Origin of the sequence: Dactylosporangium sp. NPDC049742 (assembly GCF_040674675.1) — a bacterium.
In the GTDB taxonomy this organism is placed as follows: domain Bacteria; phylum Actinomycetota; class Actinomycetes; order Mycobacteriales; family Micromonosporaceae; genus Dactylosporangium; species Dactylosporangium maewongense.
The window spans coordinates 98,255-112,857 of record NZ_JBFANF010000010.1 but is presented as its reverse complement, the minus strand read 5'-3'; the positions used below and the strand labels follow the sequence as shown (position 1 = coordinate 112,857).

11 protein-coding genes are annotated in these 14,603 nt (G+C 72.5%); 3 read left to right on the top strand and 8 right to left on the bottom strand.

The genetic code is table 11. The features are described from left to right. The first annotated feature begins 180 nt into the window (after positions 1 to 180). Positions 181 to 2,343, top strand: coding sequence for an elongation factor G-like protein EF-G2 (locus tag AB0J72_RS15690; RefSeq protein WP_363399346.1), 2,163 nt, complete (start codon positions 181 to 183; stop codon positions 2,341 to 2,343). A gap of 15 nt (positions 2,344 to 2,358) precedes the next feature. On the opposite strand, the gene AB0J72_RS15685 is transcribed toward AB0J72_RS15690, so the two are convergent. After that, positions 2,359 to 2,814: a GNAT family N-acetyltransferase gene (locus AB0J72_RS15685; protein ID WP_363399153.1), complete on the bottom strand. Its 456-nt coding sequence runs from the start codon at positions 2,812 to 2,814 to the stop codon at positions 2,359 to 2,361. Positions 2,815 to 2,852: 38 nt separating this feature from the next. Between AB0J72_RS15685 and AB0J72_RS15680 the strand changes: the two genes are divergently transcribed. After that, complete coding sequence (locus AB0J72_RS15680) at positions 2,853 to 3,866, top strand: DUF695 domain-containing protein (protein ID WP_363399151.1); 1,014 nt, start codon at positions 2,853 to 2,855, stop codon at positions 3,864 to 3,866. A gap of 3 nt (positions 3,867 to 3,869) precedes the next feature. On the opposite strand, the gene AB0J72_RS15675 is transcribed toward AB0J72_RS15680, so the two are convergent. From AB0J72_RS15675 to AB0J72_RS15645, 7 genes are all read right to left on the bottom strand, one after another. Beyond that, positions 3,870 to 4,385, bottom strand: a complete 516-nt coding sequence (locus AB0J72_RS15675; RefSeq protein WP_363399149.1) for an HIT domain-containing protein — start codon at positions 4,383 to 4,385, stop codon at positions 3,870 to 3,872. Continuing rightward, positions 4,382 to 6,361 carry a threonine--tRNA ligase gene (gene thrS, locus AB0J72_RS15670; protein WP_363399147.1) on the bottom strand — a complete coding sequence of 660 codons (1,980 nt, stop codon included), beginning with the start codon at positions 6,359 to 6,361 and terminating at the stop codon, positions 4,382 to 4,384. The genes AB0J72_RS15675 and thrS overlap by 4 nt, the downstream gene beginning before the upstream one ends. 63 nt (positions 6,362 to 6,424) lie before the next feature. Further along, a complete protein-coding gene (locus tag AB0J72_RS15665; RefSeq protein ID WP_363399145.1) occupies positions 6,425 to 7,006 on the bottom strand; it encodes a phosphoesterase PA-phosphatase in 582 nt (193 codons plus the stop codon). Positions 7,007 to 8,301: 1,295 nt separating this feature from the next. Further along, positions 8,302 to 10,788, bottom strand: coding sequence for a VIT domain-containing protein (locus AB0J72_RS15660; RefSeq protein ID WP_363399143.1), 2,487 nt, complete (start codon positions 10,786 to 10,788; stop codon positions 8,302 to 8,304). After that, positions 10,785 to 11,357, bottom strand: a complete 573-nt coding sequence (locus AB0J72_RS15655; protein ID WP_344503496.1) for a MerR family transcriptional regulator — start codon at positions 11,355 to 11,357, stop codon at positions 10,785 to 10,787. The genes AB0J72_RS15660 and AB0J72_RS15655 overlap by 4 nt, the downstream gene beginning before the upstream one ends. Positions 11,358 to 11,375: 18 nt before the next feature. Beyond that, the gene (locus tag AB0J72_RS15650) at positions 11,376 to 12,719 is read right to left on the bottom strand and encodes an ATP-binding protein (RefSeq protein WP_363399140.1); all 1,344 of its coding nucleotides are present in this window, start codon (positions 12,717 to 12,719) and stop codon (positions 11,376 to 11,378) included. After that, entirely contained in the window at positions 12,716 to 13,375 is a 660-nt protein-coding gene (locus AB0J72_RS15645; RefSeq protein ID WP_203849905.1) for a response regulator transcription factor, read from the bottom strand. Before AB0J72_RS15645 ends, AB0J72_RS15650 begins: the two co-directional genes overlap by 4 nt. 98 nt (positions 13,376 to 13,473) lie before the next feature. Here AB0J72_RS15645 and AB0J72_RS15640 point away from each other — a divergent pair, with 98 nt between their 5' ends. Further along, a complete protein-coding gene (locus tag AB0J72_RS15640) occupies positions 13,474 to 14,598 on the top strand; it encodes a sigma-E factor regulatory protein RseB domain-containing protein (RefSeq protein ID WP_363399137.1) in 1,125 nt (374 codons plus the stop codon). Positions 14,599 to 14,603 lie beyond the last annotated feature (5 nt).

The window sequence follows — 14,603 nt, the reverse complement described above, 5'->3', positions numbered from 1 at the left end:
ACGATAACGGCGGCGGAGCTTGCCGGATACCTGCGCGTGGGCCTGCTCACGGTGCTTGAGTAAACCGTAGGCCGCCGGTGGGGTCGAAGGGCTCTTGTGTCGGTGATGGTTCGGGTGTGGGATCGGTGAACAGGTCGTGACTGTGAGACTGCTCACAGCAGGCAGGACGGGAGGCGCATGATGGCGCAGAAGGTCCAGGAGAAGGGTGTCGCCGGCCCGGTGCCGGCGGTTGATGACCCCGGCAGGGTACGCAACGTGGTGGTCGTCGGGCACTCCGGCGCCGGGAAGACGACCCTCGTGGAGGCGCTGCTCGCGGCGACCGGCACGATCGGCCGGGCCGGCGCGGTGTCCGAGGGCACCACGGTGACCGACCACGACCCGGCGGCGGTGCGGCAGCAGCGGTCGGTGACGCTGTCCTGCGCCCCCGTCGTCCACGGCAGCACGAAGATCAACCTGCTCGACACCCCGGGGTACGCCGACTTCGTCGGGGAGCTGCGCGCCGGCCTGCGGGCCGCCGACGCGGCGCTGTTCGTGGTGTCGTCCGTCGACGGCGTCGACGCCGCCACCGCCGCGCTGTGGGAGGAGTGCGCCGCCGTCGGGATGCCCCGCGCGGTCGCCGTCACCCGCCTCGACCACCCTCGCGCCGACTTCCAGGACACCCTGGAGCTCTGCCAGGACGCGTTCGGCGACAACGTGCTGCCGCTCTACCTGCCGATGCTCGGCGACGACGGCACCGCGGTCGAGGGTCTCATCGCGCTGGTCACCCACCGGGTCTTCGACTACTCCGCGGGCTACCCGCCGTCGGTCCGCGACCCGGAGCCGCAGCACCTGCCGGCGATCGAGGAGTCGCACAACAGCCTGCTCGAAGGCATCATCGCCGAGAGCGAGGACGAGACGCTGATGGAGCGCTACGTCAGCGGCGAGGTCATCGAGACGTCGGTGATCATCGAGGACCTGGAGAAGGCGGTCGCCCGCGGCACCTTCTACCCCGTCGTGCCCGTCTGCGCCCAGACCGGCCTCGGCCTCGACGCCCTCCTGGAGGTGCTGACCAGCGGGTTCCCGTCGCCGCTGGAGCACGTCGTGCCGCCGGTCACCGACATCGCGGGCGAACCGCACGAGCCGCTGCGCTGCGACCCGGACGGCCCGCTCATCGCCGAGGTGGTGAAGACGACGATCGACCCGTACGTCGGCCGCGTCTCCCTCGTGCGGGTCTTCTCCGGCACGCTGCGCCCCGACACCCCGGTGCACATCTCCGGGCACGGCATGGCCGAGCGCGGCCACCCCGACCACGACGCCGACGAGCGGTTCGCGCACCTGTTCTCGCCGCTCGGCTCGGCGCTGCGGGAGGTGCCGTACGCGGTCGCCGGGGACATCGTCGCGATCACCAAGTCGACGACGGCGGAGACCGGCGACACGATCTCCGGCAAGGACGACCCGATGCTCATGGCGCCGTGGGTGATGCCGGAGCCGCTGCTGCCGATCGCGATCGTCGCGAAGACCCGCTCCGACGAGGACGCCCTCGCGAAGAACCTCGGCCGGCTCGTCGCCGGCGACCCGACGCTGCGCCTGGAGCGCAACTCCGAGACCCACCAGTTGGTGCTGTGGTGCATGGGTGAGGCGCACGCCGACGTCGTGCTCGACCGGCTGCGCTCCGGCGGCGTGGAGCTGGACACCGAGCCGGTGCGGGTCGCGCTGCGCGAGACGTTCGCCGCGCCCAGCCAGGGCCACGGCCGGCACGTCAAGCAGTCGGGCGGGCACGGGCAGTACGCGGTCTGCGACATCAAGGTCGAGCCGCTGCCGCGCGGGTCCGGCTTCGAGTTCGTCGACAAGATCGTCGGCGGGGTCGTGCCGCACAACTACATCCCGTCGGTGGAGAAGGGCGTCCGCCACCAGATGGAGCGCGGCATGGTCGCCGGCTACCCCGTCGTCGACGTGCGGGTCACCCTGTTCGACGGCAAGGCGCACTCCGTCGACTCGTCCGACGCGGCGTTCCAGACCGCCGGCGCGCTCGCCCTGCGCGAGGCCGCCGAGCAGGGCCAGACGACGCTGCTCGAGCCGATCGACGAGGTCTGGATCCGGGTCCCCGACGAGTTCGTCGGCGCGGTCATGAGCGACCTGTCCGGCCGCCGCGGCCGGGTGCTGGGCAACGAACCGGACCCGGCCGGGCAGGAGCGGACCCTCGTGCACGCCGAGGTGCCCGCCACCGAGCTGGTCCGGTACGCGGTCGAGCTGCGGGCGATGACGTCCGGCTCGGGCACGTTCACCCGCGCGTTCGCCCGGCACGACCCGATGCCGACGCACCTGGCGGACGCGGTGAAGAAGGAGCACGCCGCGACCCGCTGAGCGGCGCCGAGTGGTTCACGGGTCTGGCAGGATCTCCCGGTCCAGCCAGACCCGGTCCCGCAGCTCGATCCCGTCGACCATGATGCCGGCCGGGTACCCGTTCGCGGGCGTGAAGACGTCCCGCTCCACCGACCGGAAGCGGAAGCCCTGCCGCTGGTAGAAGCGCAGGTTGCCGACGTCGGCGGCGCCGGTCGCGACGAGCATCGTCCCGCCGTGCTCCGCCCGTACCAGCGAGACGGCGGCCTCGATGAGCCGCGCCCCGACGCCGGTGCCGCGGCGCTCCGGCACGACCGCCATGTTCTTGATCTCCAGGCCGACCAGCTGCAGGTGCCCCACGATCCGCCCGTCCTGCACGGCGACGAGGACCCGCCCCTCGCCCAGATAGCCGTCGAGCTCGGCGGCGGAGTCCTCGGCCAGCTCGAACGACCACCGCAGGCCGGCCCGGTCACCGTCGTACAGATCCACTCGCACGACACCAGACGATGCCAGGTCCGCCTACACTGCGCGGCATGATTTTCTCGCGGGGCAGGAAGCAGGACCCGGTCGTCGAGTTCTGGGCCTGGTGGCCCACGATCCGCCAGGCCGTGATCGACGCCATCTCCACCGGCGAGTTCGAGCCGCTCACCCCGCAGATCAGCAAGCGGGTCGCGGCCATCCACAAGGATCTGACCTGGGAGTTCAGCAAGGGCACGACCGCCACGCACGCGCTGGTCGTCTCCCCCGGCGGCAACCCTGAGCTACGCGCGGTCGTCGCCCGCTGGGGCGCGCTCGCCCCGGCCGCCGACCCGGAGTGGGAGTTCCACACCGCGCGCCAGCCCGACCACGACACGCTGACGGCCACGATCGAGATCGCCGGCGCCCGGCTGGACCTCGCCCTGCTGCGGTTCGCGTTCACCCCCGACGAGGACTCCGCCGCGATCGACGTCGTCGGCTACCACCCGCTGTTCCGCAAGCTGCCGGAGCCGGTCCGCGGCCAGATCACGTTCCTCGCCCTCGACTGGCTGCTCGGCGAGGAGGGCGTCGAGCTGTGGGTCGGGTCGGTCGGCTTCAGCGCCGACGAGCCCGACGGCGCGCGGGACCCCCTCGAGCTCGCCGCCGCCGTCGACGACCTGCGCGAGCGGCACCGGGAGCCGAGCTGGGCCGTCTTCTCCGCCGTGGTCGACGGCGCCCCGCTGACCGGTATGGTGCAGCGGCCGCTGCGGTCGGCGCGCTGGCCGCGGTTCGACACGCACGCCGCGGTGACCCTGCCCTACCGGGCCGAGGAGGCCGGCCTGCCCACCGAAGACGCCCTGGAGGAGCTGCGGGCGTTCGAGGACGGGCCGCTCGAAGCGGCGCTGGGCGGCGCCGGCGAGATGGTCGCGCAGGAGACCTCCGCGGGCCGGCGCATCCTGCACTGCTACCTCGACGGCACGTCCGCCGCCGGTGAGAAGGTCAAGGCCGCCGCGGCCGGCTGGCCGGGCGGCAAGGCGAAGGTGAAGCTGCGCCACGACCCCGCGTTCGAGGCCGTGGCGCACCTGTCCTGAGCGCTACTCCCAGACCGAGGCCAGCAGCTTCCGGGTGTCGGTGAGCAGCTGCGGCAGGACCTTCGTCCGGCCGACGACGGGCATGAAGTTGGTGTCGCCGCCCCACCTGGGCACGATGTGCTGGTGCAGGTGGGCGGCGATGCCGGCGCCGGCGACCGAGCCCTGGTTCATGCCCAGGTTGAAGCCGTGCGCGCCGCTGGCCCGGCGGACGGCGCGCATCGCGTCCTGCGTGAAGGTCGCCAGCTCCACCGTCTCGTCCGCGGTCAGGTCCGTGTAGTCGGCGACGTGCCGGTACGGGCAGACCATCAGATGGCCGGGGTTGTACGGGTACAGGTTGAGCACCGCGAACACGAGCCCGCCCCTGGCGACGACGAGGCTGTCCTCGTCGGGCAGGCCGGGCGCCCGGCAGAACGGGCACCCGGTCGGCTCGTCGTGGTCCCCCGCCCGGTCCTCCTTGATGTAGGCCATCCGGTGCGGGGTCCACAACCGCTCGATGTCGTCCGGCGTACCCGTCGTCATGCCGCCGAGGGTCCCACATTCGTGCGGGACCTGACGACCTCCACCACGTGCGCGACGGCCTCGTCGAGGGCGACACCGTTGCGCTGGGAGCCGTCACGGTACCGGAACGACACGGTGCCACCGGTGACGTCGTCGTCGCCGGCGATCGCCATGAAGGGGATCTTCTGCTGCTGCGCGGTGCGGATCTTCTTCTGCATCCGCTCGTCGGAGTGGTCGACCTCGACCCGGATGCCTTCCTTGCGCAGCCGCGCCGCGAACTCGGCCAGGTAGTCGCCGTGGTCGCCGCGGACCGGGATGCCGACCACCTGCACCGGGGAGAGCCACGCCGGGAACGCGCCCGCGTAGTGCTCGGTCAGCACGCCGAAGAACCGCTCGATCGAGCCGAACAGCGCCCGGTGGATCATCACCGGCTGCTGCCGGCTGCCGTCGGACGCCTGGTACTCCAGCTCGAAGCGCTTCGGCTGGTTGAAGTCGACCTGGATCGTCGACATCTGCCAGGTCCGGCCGATCGCGTCGCGCGCCTGCACGGAGATCTTCGGCCCGTAGAACGCGGCGCCGCCCGGGTCCGGCACGAGCTCCAGCCCCGACTCGAGCGCCGCGTTGCGCAGCGCCTCGGTCGCCTCCTCCCACTCCGCGGCCTCACCGATGAACTTCGGCGAGTCGTCGCGGGTGGACAGCTCCAGGTAGAAGTCGTCCAGGCCGTAGTCGCGCAGCAGGTCGAGCACGAACTGCAGCAGGCCGCGCAGCTCGCCGGCCATCTGCTCCTTGGTGCAGTAGATGTGCGAGTCGTCCTGGGTCAGGCCCCGCACCCGGGTCAGGCCGTGCACGACGCCCGACTTCTCGTAGCGGTACACCGTGCCGAACTCGAACATGCGCAGCGGCAGCTCACGGTAGGACCGGCCGCGGGCCCGGAAGATGAGGTTGTGCATCGGGCAGTTCATCGCCTTCAGGTAATACTCCGCGCCCTCCATCTCCATGGGCGGGAACATCGTGTCGGCGTAGTACGGCAGGTGGCCCGACGTCTGGAACAGGTTCGACTTGCTGATGTGCGGCGTGTTGACGAACTCGTAGCCCGACTCCTCGTGCCGCTGCCGCGAGTAGCTCTCCATCTCCCGGCGGATGATGCCGCCCTTCGGGTGGAAGACCGCGAGCCCGGAGCCGATCTCGTCGGGGAAGCTGAACAGGTCCAGGTCCGCGCCGAGCTTCCGGTGGTCGCGCCGCGCCGCCTCCTCCAGCAGCTTCTGGTACTCCTTGAGCGCGTCGCGGGTCGGCCACGCGGTGCCGTAGATCCGCTGCAGCTGCGGGTTCTTCTCCGAGCCGCGCCAGTACGCGGCAGCGACGCGGGTCAGCTTGAACGCCTGGATCATGCGGGTGCTCGGCAGGTGCGGCCCCCGGCACAGGTCCGACCAGCAGACCTTGTCCGACTGCGCGTCGAGGTTGTCGTAGATCGTCAGCTCGCCGCCGCCGACCTCCATGACCTCCTTGTCGTCGACGTCGCTCTTCACGTCGACGAGCTCGAGCTTGAACGGCTCGTCCTTCAGCTCCGCCTTGGCCTGCTCGACCGACTCGAACCGCCGCCGGCGGAACTTCTGCCCCGACTTGATGATCTCCTGCATGCGCTTCTCGAGCTTGTCCAGGTCATCGGGGTGGAACGGCTTGGCGACCTGGAAGTCGTAGTAGAAGCCGTGCTCGATCGGCGGCCCGATGCCGAGCTTCGCCTCCGGGAACAGGTCCTGCACGGCCTGCGCCAGCACGTGCGCGGTCGAGTGGCGCAGCACGTTGAGCCCGTCCGGCGACGACAGGTCGACGGCCTCGACCTCCGTGTCCTGCTCCGGCGTCCAGTCGAGGTCGCGGAGCCGGCCGTCGGCCTCACGGACGACGACGATCGCCTTGGGCCCGCTGGTCGGCAGCCCGGCCTCCGCGACCGCGGCGGCGGCGGTCGTGCCGGCCGTGACCACGATGGTATTCGAGCGCACTGTGGACACGGTCTGCTCCCAAGCGTGAAGAGGTCTGATTCCCCGCAAACTCTATCCGCCGCGTCACCGCAGGGCCGAGAACACCCCGCCCGCCACGACCGCGCCCACCACGGCCCCGACGACGACCTGCGCCACCGTGTGGTCCTTCAGCGCCACCCGCGACCATCCGACCAGCCCCACCAGCGGCGCCGTCACGATCAGCAGCCAGCCGTAGACCAGCATCAGGATCACCAGCGCCCCCGCGGCCACGGCCGTGTGGATCGACATCTTCCACCAGTGGTTGACGACCGCCGCGACGACCAGCCCCACCCCACCGGCGACGACCGCCGCGAGCAGCTCCTGCTGCGCGTCCAGCCCGACCAGCACCACGAACCCGACCGCCACCGACACCAGCCCGACCAGCAACGGCCCCCGCCGCTGCCGGTGATCCCCCACATGCCGGTCCGTGAGCTCCCCGCGCCGCACCCCGCGCAGGATGTACAGGAACGGCAGCACACTCTCGAACACCGCCGCGACGACCCCCAGCAGCAGCCCGCGCCCGACGCTCGGCGCCCCGTGCACCGCCAGCAGCACCAGCAGCACCGACACCAGCACCGCCGGCGCCAGCACCTCGGTCACCCCACGAGCGATCCGCTGCACGATCACCGCCGTACCGTACAGAACCCCGCAGCACTCCCCGATCCGCACACCCGAGCCATGCCGGCCGATGCGCTCCCCCGTTTGAAGCACATCGACCGGCACACCCCGACCAGCGCCGACGCCCCGATCCGTCCTGCGCCGCATGCCCGGCCCACCTCGATCGACCGAACACTCGATCCGCGCCCGACCCACCTGGCCCGCTGCGGACCAACCCGCCGAGCCACTCCCCGGCCAGCCCGCGCCCGACGAGCCTGTCGAACCAGAGCCCGCCCAACCGGCCGCGCGCCCGACCAGGCTGCCAAACCCCGAGCCGCTGGCCGGCCGGTCCGGGCCCGACCCGCCTGGCGGCTCTGAGCCACCGCCCGCCCGGTCCGCACTCGACCACCGGCCCGGCGAACCCCGAGCCACTGCCCAACCAGCTGACGTTCAACCGACCGGATTTCGAACTGCCAGCGATCAGAGCGCCTCACTCTGATCCGCCCTGCCCCGGGGTCACACAGGCCGGAATCCTCCGGTCAGGCTCTGGGCTCGGTGCGACGTCCTCGGTTCACACACCGCCGAGGTCCCAGGCCACCCACCCCGACCGAGGCCAGCCCAGCACCCAGGGGCGGTGCTGAGACCCGAGGTCCGGCGCGGCGGCGACGGATGCCGGAGCCCGCCAGCGCCGCCATCCACGCCGAACCCCAACGACGCCGCAACCGACATCGGAGCCCGACGACGCCGCAACTGACACCGAATCCCAATGACGTCTCAACGACACCGGAGCCCGAGGGCGCCGCACCCAACGTCGACCCCCGACGGCGCCGAAGCCCGGGTGGCGCCACCCGAGCGGCGCCGCCATCCACGCCGAACCCCAACAGTGCTGCAACCGACACCGGAGCCCGACGACGCCGCAGCCAACGCCGACCCCGACGGCGCCGAAGCTCGGTGGCATGCCGGAGCGGTGGCGCCGAGCCTGACAGCGCCGCGACGACTGCTACAGCCTCGCAGTGCCGCAACCGACACCCGGCCGGCCGCAACGGCTCCCGACGGCGCAGTAGCCGGCACCGAAGCCCGACGCCGCCGACGACCCACGCCGAAGCCCGACGACGTCGCATCCGACGCCCGTCCGTGCCGCAGCCGCGACCTAGACCGAAGTCCGCCTGAGCCGCACCCGACGCCTGTCAGCGCCGCAGCCGCGAGCCGATGGCGCCGCAGCCGAGACCCAACGGCGCCGCGACCGCGAGCCGATGGCGCCGGGACCGATGACGGAGACCCGGGGCGCCGCGGCGGGTGCTGCAAGGCCGCGGCGCCGGGGTTGGTCAGCGCTTCCAGAAGGCGCCCCTGGACTTGGGCGGGTCGGGGTGGTCGCCCGAGACCTTGTCGAGCTCCTCGAGGACCTGCTGCCACAGTTCGTCGAGAGGCTGGGAGGCGATGGCCGCCGGGGTGAGGCGCTCGGCCAGGAGGCGCAGGACGCCGATGCCCAGCACCGCCAGGCGGGAGCCCAGGTCTTCGAGCAGCTCGCGGCGCTCGAAGTCGGGGCGGTCGGCGGCGGCGCGCAGGCGGCGGGCCTCCTCGGCGGCGAGCTCGCGCAGCTCCGCCGAGTCGGCGCGCTGGCGCTCCGCCTCGACCGACGGCTGGGCCGCGGGCTGCGCCGAGGCCGGCGCCTGCGGACGGACCGAGCCCCGGCCGCGCAGCGCCCGCGCCACGCCACCGGCGGGACGGGCGAACACGCTGCCGCCGCCACTCGCCGACTTGCGCTGCACGGCGCCGCCCGGAGCCGGCGGCGGCGCCATCGGCGGCATCGGCGGCGGCCCGCCCGGTGCGGGTGCGGGCATCGCGCCGGTCCGGGTCAGGTTCGACGCGGCCGAGGCATACGACATCGACGTCGGGTGCAGCGGCGGCGGGGGCACCGCCGTCGGCAGCTCCCAGCCGGCCGGCGACTCGACGGGCTGCACCACCTGACGCGGCTCGGCGCCGTCGGTGACGACCCGCTTGTCGACCGCGACATACGCGGTGAACCGGCACAGCACCCCGAAGCGCAGCGACACCGCGGTGATCCGCTGCTCGAGCTGGTTGTCGTCGCTGGTGGCGGCCCAGCGGGCGCCGGGCCCGGCGACATAGGCGTCCTCCAGGTCGCGCAGCAGCGCGCGGGCCCAGATCGCGGTGAGCGCCGGGTTGTCGTGCTCGGTGGCGGTGACGGTGGTCGACCAGGGGGTGCCGTCGCGCATGGTGCCGGCGACGGTGAGGGTGCCGCCGGCCGGGCCGCGATACCGCCCGGTGACCACGAACGGCACGCCGGGGAACACGTCGGGCAGCCGGGCCGGCGTCTGGGTGCCGTCGACGAGGTCGAGCCCCTCGGCGGTGACGGTGACGCCGCTGACGACGGGCGCGCCGATCCGCCGGTGGATGCGATCCATGGCCTCGTCGAGCCGGTCCTCGCTCTCGACGAGCTCGCAGCGGCCGCCGCCGGCGATCGCGAGGCGGCCGAGGAACCCGGCGTTGACGGCCTGGTCGATGCCGACGGTGTGCACCCGCACCCCGCGCAGCGCGCCCGCGACGGTCCGCAGGATCTGGTCCTCGTTGCCGACCTGGCCGTCGGTGACCAGGACGAGCACCCGGTCACGGTCGCCTGTCGCGGCGTCGAGCAGCTTCAACCCGTCGATGAGCGGCTGGAGCAGCTCGGTGCCGCCGCGGGCGTCGACCCGGGACAGGTGCTCGACGGCCCGGAAGCGGTGCCGGTCGGTGCCGTCGGACAGGCCGGACGGCAACGAGTCGGGCGTCTCCACCCGGTCGTCGAAGGACAGCACGGCGAAGCGGTCGGTGGCGGTGAGGGTGTCGACGATGCGGGCGGCGGCGCGGCGCGCGGCGACCATCTTCCAGCCGCCCATGCTGCCGGAGCGGTCCAGCAGCAGCACCACGTCCTTGGCCTTCGGCGGCGCCTGCGACTCCGGCGGCAGCACCGTCAACCGGTAGGTGCCTTCGCCGCCCTCGGCGTCGGGGACCACCGCGAGCCCGGCCTCGCCGGCGCCATAGGCCAGCCGGAGCACGAAGTCACGGTCGGCCCGCTCGCCGGGGCGCACCGACACGGTGCGCTCGGTCTGCTGCACGGCGTGCAGGCTGGAACGGACCTCGCCGAGCGGCAGCCCGGCCGGGTCGATGTCGACGTCGATGCTCAGGCGCAGCGGGTTGGGGAAGCCGGGCAGCAGGACCGGCGGCGTGATGCGGGACGCGTCGGGCACGGCGTCGGTGTCCAGGGCGTGCCCGGCGCCGACACTGTCACCGTCGAGGGCGCCGCCAGGGATGTAGCGCGGGGCGACGACCAGCGGGAACCGGAACGTGGCCTCGCCGTCCTCGAACGCCAGCGGGCCCGCCAGTGACAGTGACACGCTGACCCGCTCGCCGGGCAGGATGTTGCCGACGCGCATGGTGAACACGTCGGGCCGCTCCTCCTCGGCGATCGAGGCGCGCTGGCCTGCGGCGACGGCGCGGTCGTAGGTCTCGCGGGCGGCGCCGCGCTCCTGCAGCTCCGCCTCGACGACCCGCCCGTCGGCAGTCATCGCCATGCGGGTCACGGCCGCCCGGTCGGGCAGCGGGAAGACATAGGTGGCCTCGAGGGGCACGTCGTGGACGTTGACGAACTCCTGGGTGAGGTCGATGCGCGCGACCAGGCCGGTGATGGCCGTGCGCACGTCGATCCGGTCGAGCGGCAGGTTGCCCCGCTCGGTGCGCAGCGCGCCGAGACCGGCGTCATCCTTCGGGGCGGCGACCCGCTGGGCCTCCGCCTCGGTCATCGTGGCGACTCTCATTGCCCACTCCCTAGCTCGGCACTCGTATCACGCGTCAGTCCGTTGGCCAGGCCCAGCGCTGCCAGCAGCTCCAGCAGCGGTTTGGCGGCCGTCTGGATGGCGGCCACGTCGTCGGGTCCAGGTGTGCCGGGCAGCAGCAGCGTCACGTCACCGCCCAGCGGCACCCCGCTGAGCAGTGCGGGCGGCGGCGCCGGTGGCGGTGTGTGCGGTGCGGGCGGCTCGGCCCAGAACCGTGTCCTGGGTTGTTCGTGCTTCGGCAGGTCGGCGATCTCCCACAGGACAGCGTCGGGTGCCTCGGCGAGCTCGATCTGAATGTCGGCGATCCGCCTGCCTTCCGACTGGCGGCGTTTGATCGCCACCAGCTGCGCAAGGTGTCGCGGACCGTAGAGCGCGGTGCGGCCCCGCATGGTCGGGCGGTCGACGAGGCCGATCGTCGCATACCACCTGATGGCACGGGCGTCGGGAACGTCGCGCACCCGACCGTTGGGTGCGCCCGCATAGGCGGTGCCCTCGAGCGCGGCGGCAACACGTGCCGTCAGCTCGTCAAGCGTCCATCCTGTCGCGGTCACCCACCAAGCATGACACTGTCACATGACACTGTCAACAAACCGGGGCAGCCGGACCTCGGCCCGCACCCCCGGCCGCGCGTCCAGCAGCCGCACCGTGCCGCCGTGCCGCCGGACCAGCTCACGGACGATCGCCAGGCCGAGGCCGGTGCCGCCGGCGTCGCGGGCCCGGCCGTCGTCGAGGCGGGTGAAGCGGTCGAAGACCCGCTCGCGCAGCGGCCCGGGGATGCCCTCCCCGTCGTCGGTGACAGTGACAACGACCTCCTGGCCGTCGGACTCCGCCTGCAGCACCACCTTGTTGCGGGCGTGCCGGACCGCGTTGTCGGCGAGGTTGAGCACCACCCTGATGAGCGCGTCCTGCTCGCCCTCCACCCACAGCGACTCGTCCGACGGTTCGACGTCGACGCCGGTGTACCGCTTGGCGAGGGTCCTCAGGATGCTCTGCATCTCGACCGGTTCCCGCGCCACCCGCCGCCCGTCGCGCTCGTCCGCCCTGGCCAGCAGGAGCAGGTCGTCGACCAGCCGGGACAGGCGGTCCAGGTCGGTCAGCAGGTCGTCGCCGACGGTCTGCCAGTCACCGAGCTGCTGTGCCACCTCGACCTGGATGCGCATGCTCGCCAGCGGGCTGCGCAGCTCGTGCGCCGCGTCCGCGATGAAGGACCGCTGTCTGGCCCGGGTCGTCGCGAGCCGGTCCAGCATGTGGTTGAGCGTCACCGCGAGGCGTTGGATCTCGTCGCTGGACGGCGGCACCGGCAGCCGCTCGTCGGTCGCCGCGCCGGTGATCCGCTCGGCGGACGCGCTGAGCCGGTCGACGGGCGCCAGCGCCTGCCCGACGACCTTCCAGGCGATCGCGACGAGGATGGTGACCAGCGCCGGGTACGTCACCCACAACGACGTCTTGAGCAGTTCGAGGCTGCGGTTGTAGTCGCCCAGCGGCACCGCGACCACGACGATCCGGCCGTCCTCGACCTGCCGCACGGTGACCCGCAACTGGTCGGGTTGCAGCGCCCGGTCGCCGGACACGGTGATCCGCTCGTGCAGGGCCTTGTCGATCTCGTCGCGATGCAGCAACGGTACGAGCAGGTCCGCGTTCCGGTCGCCGGCGACGACCCGGTGCTGGGCGTCGAGCACCTGCACGACCTGCCCCGCCGGGGCGGGCAGGGGCGACGGCAGCGTCGAACCCTCCTCCAGCATGGCGGAGATCTCAGCGATCGTGGTGTCGGCGGAACGGTCCAGCGTGCCCCGGAAGCTGTACGTCATCGCGGTCGCCATCGCCACGCCGGCGATCGCGAGCCCGACGACCAGCCCGCTCGTACCGAGGAGGACCAGCCGGCCTCGAAGCGACAGACGCGACCACCAGATCATGCTGACCTGAGCCGGTATCCGGCGCCACGGACCGTCTCGAGGGCGTCGCGACCCAGCTTGCGCCGCAGGTAGCCGACGTAGACCTCGACGGCGTTGGGCGCGGTGTCGATGCTGGCGTCCCACACGTGATCGAGCAGCTCGGTCTTCGACACCACCTGCCCGGGGCGGCGCATCAGGTACTCCAGCAGCGCATACTCCCGCGCCGTCAGCACGATCTCCTCGCCGCCGCTGGTGACCCGCCGCCGCGCCGGATCGAGGGTCAGCTCGCCGACCGTCAGGACGCTCGGCCGCTCCGGCGCGCCGCGGCGCAGCAGCGCGCGGAGGCGGGCGACCAGCACCACGTACGAGAACGGCTTGGTCAGGTAGTCGTCGGCGCCGCAGTCGAGGCCGTCGGCCTGGTCGTACTCGCCGTCCTTCGCGGACAGCATGAGCACCGGCACCCAGTTCTTCTCGGCGCGCAGCGCGGATACCACCCGGTACCCGGACAGGCCGGGCAGCATGATGTCCAGGATCACCGCGTCGTAGCCGCCGTGTCTGGCCAGCTCAAGGCCGGTCGGCCCGTCCCCGGCGACGTCCACGGCGAACCCTTCCGCCTGCAGGCCGCGCTGCAGCGCCCCCGCCATGCGGATCTCATCCTCGACCACCAGCAGCCTCACGTGCACCAGCGTGGCACGCTGTGCTGTGGGAACGCACAGGCGGTCTCAGCGATGTCACAGCCGACCCCGCGCAACATGGTCGGCAGGAGGTGTACCCAATGTCGAAGTTCACGTCACGACCTGTCCTACGGTGGGCGGTGCCCGCGGTCGCCGCGGTCGCCGTGGTGGGTGCCGGCGTGGCCGCAAAGACCCTCGCCGTCGCCGCCGAGCCGAACCTGCCGCCGCGCACCGCCGCACAGCTGCTGGTCGATCTGCAGACCGCGCAGCTGGACGGCCTGTCCGGCACCGTCGTCGAGCGCGCCGACCTGGGCCTGCCGGCCCTGCCGTCGCTGCTGGGCGCGCAGAGCTCGGAGCTCACGTCGCTCGTGTCGGGCAAGCACACCCTGCGCGTGTGGTACTCGGGACCTGACAAGGCCCGGCTGTCGCTGCTCGGCACGCAGGGGCAGAGCGACATCATCCACAACGGCTCCGACACCTGGACCTGGAACAGCAAGTCCGCGACGGCGCAGCACTACAAGAAGAACGGCGCCGAGGCGGACCCGACGCAGAAGGCTCCGGTCCCGAGCGAGCTGCCGAAGAGTCCTCAGGAAGCGGCCGACCTCGCCCTCAAGGCGATCGACCCGACCACGCAGGTCTCGATCGGCAACTCCGCGAAGATCGCCGGCCGGGACGCGTACGAGCTGATCCTGCGCCCGCGTGACACGGCGTCGATGATCGGTCAGGTCCGCCTGGCCATCGACGCGCAGGAGAAGCTGCCGCTGCGGGTGCAGGTGCTCGCCAAGGGCGATTCCAACCCGGCGTTCGAGGTGGCGTTCACGCAGGTGAGCTTCGCCCGGCCCGACGACGCGCAGTTCGTGTTCAACCCGCCGGCCGGCACCAAGGTCGAGGAGGCGGACCCGGGCAAGGCCGAGGGCGCCGGCAAGCAGCCGGAGCACAACGGCCAGCAGAACGGTGAGCAGCCCAAGAGCACCGTCATCGGCACCGGCTGGACCTCGGTCTTCGTCGTGCGGACCTCGCAGCCGGGCCAGGCGTCGACGGACCCCGCCGAGGAGAAGAAGGTGCAGGACGCCATCAACCAGCTCCCGCTGGGCAACGGCGGCCGGACGTTCAACAGCAAGCTGTTCAGCGTGCTGATCACCGACGACGGCCGGGTCCTGGCCGGCGCGGTGACCCCGGAGCGGCTCTCGCAGGTGGCCGCGGACCCGGCGGCCGCGCTCAAGTAGGCAAC

What these genes read in the sequence shown, in the direction of transcription:
- AB0J72_RS15650 (WP_363399140.1), bottom strand. Translation starts at nt 12,719, where the DNA reads ATGATCTGGTGGTCGCGTCTGTCGCTTCGAGGCCGGCTGGTCCTCCTC.
- AB0J72_RS15660 (WP_363399143.1), bottom strand. Translation starts at nt 10,788, where the DNA reads ATGAGAGTCGCCACGATGACCGAGGCGGAGGCCCAGCGGGTCGCCGCC.
- AB0J72_RS15680 (WP_363399151.1), top strand. Translation starts at nt 2,853, where the DNA reads ATGATTTTCTCGCGGGGCAGGAAGCAGGACCCGGTCGTCGAGTTCTGG.
- AB0J72_RS15690 (WP_363399346.1), top strand. Translation starts at nt 181, where the DNA reads ATGGCGCAGAAGGTCCAGGAGAAGGGTGTCGCCGGCCCGGTGCCGGCG.
- AB0J72_RS15640 (WP_363399137.1), top strand. Translation starts at nt 13,474, where the DNA reads ATGTCGAAGTTCACGTCACGACCTGTCCTACGGTGGGCGGTGCCCGCG.
- AB0J72_RS15675 (WP_363399149.1), bottom strand. Translation starts at nt 4,385, where the DNA reads ATGACGACGGGTACGCCGGACGACATCGAGCGGTTGTGGACCCCGCAC.